The organism is Streptomyces sp. NPDC127084 (genome assembly GCF_042724175.1).
Lineage (GTDB): Bacteria > Actinomycetota > Actinomycetes > Streptomycetales > Streptomycetaceae > Streptomyces.
The window spans coordinates 1-1,140 of the sequence record NZ_JBHXFA010000414.1; the positions used below are offsets into that span (position 1 = coordinate 1).

At 71.5% G+C, this 1,140-nt stretch carries 1 protein-coding gene and 1 pseudogene; both read right to left on the reverse strand.

The annotated features are described in order from the left end of the window. Nucleotides 1-50: 50 nt before the first annotated feature. A complete protein-coding gene (locus tag ACFWI9_RS34645; RefSeq protein ID WP_387169363.1) occupies nucleotides 51-356 on the reverse strand; it encodes a hypothetical protein in 306 nt (101 codons plus the stop codon). After that, nucleotides 349-1,140 (reverse strand): annotated as a pseudogene (locus ACFWI9_RS34650) (hypothetical protein); the annotation flags it as partial. The pseudogene ACFWI9_RS34650 and the gene ACFWI9_RS34645, both read right to left, overlap by 8 nt.

A 1,140-nucleotide genomic window follows, 5' to 3' on the forward strand; every position in this document is an offset into this window, starting at 1 on the left:
TGCCCGGCCGCGGGGACGCGGTTCGCGCGCCGCCTTTCGGGCAGTTCCAGTTAGGCGTCCTGGATCTGCTGCCACATCCGGCCGCGGCGCATCGGCCAGAGCAGGTGCCGGGCCGCGGCCAGCGCGACCTGTTCGGTGGTGCCAGTGGGGAGCTTCGAGGCCCGCGCGAAGGCGAGGCCGTAGCCGCCGAGGAGCGTCCACGCCCCGTCGGCAGCGTGACCGGGCGCCACGGTCTCCATCAGCCGCAGAGCGAGTTCGACCTGGCAGAGCAGAGCGGGCCGGGTCCCGGCGTGTTCTTCGGGCCAAGGCCTCAGTGCGGCGACGACCGGCTGGTACCAGATGCTGCGGTCACGCATGGTCTGCTCCCTTCTTCTCGGCGCCGTCGGTCGCCGAGGTCTGGTTTCCGGACCGGGACGACGCTGTGCGTGCCCCGCCGTGCTCCCTGGCCGGAGGCACGGTGTGCAAGGGCGCGATGGACGCGTCCGGCCCGCGTTCGCCGGACAGCCGCAGCCGCGCGGTCCGTTTCAGATGGTCGTCCGTCAGCAGCCGCAGACCGCCCGCCCCCGCGCCCCGCTCCTTGGCGTACATGGCCAGGTAGTCACGGCGAGCGCGCACCCGGAATGCGGGCACCACCCAACAGGCTTCGTCGTACGGGGGGTCGGGGCGGACGGCGGTGGCGGCGCGTCCGAGGAAGGCGGGGTGTGCCCAGTCCTTGACGTCGACGGCCCACACATGACCGTCGGGGAAGGTGATGCGAAGGTCGTACGCGTCGAAGCCGGGCCACATCTCGACGGTGAGGCCCAGGGCGCGTAGCTCGCCCTCCAGAAAGACCTCGGCGCGTCCGGGCCCGGTAACGAACTGCCGTAGAGGTTTCCGAAGTTGACGCAGCTCGCCCACCTCGGACGTGACGAGTTCCCGGCCGTGCGGTGGGGGACCTTGGTGCCGGCACTGGTCGCGCTCGCACCACCACTCGGTGTCGGATACCGGATGGAGCAGGGTCAGGCAGCGATGACAGCACAGGTACGCGCCGTCCCGGCGGAACCCGAGCGGGACGGGGGCATAGATCTCCTCGACGAGGAAGCGCACGGGGTCGAGGAAGAGGTCGGTGCTCACCTCGGCCCAGTCCGCCTCGGTGAGGAC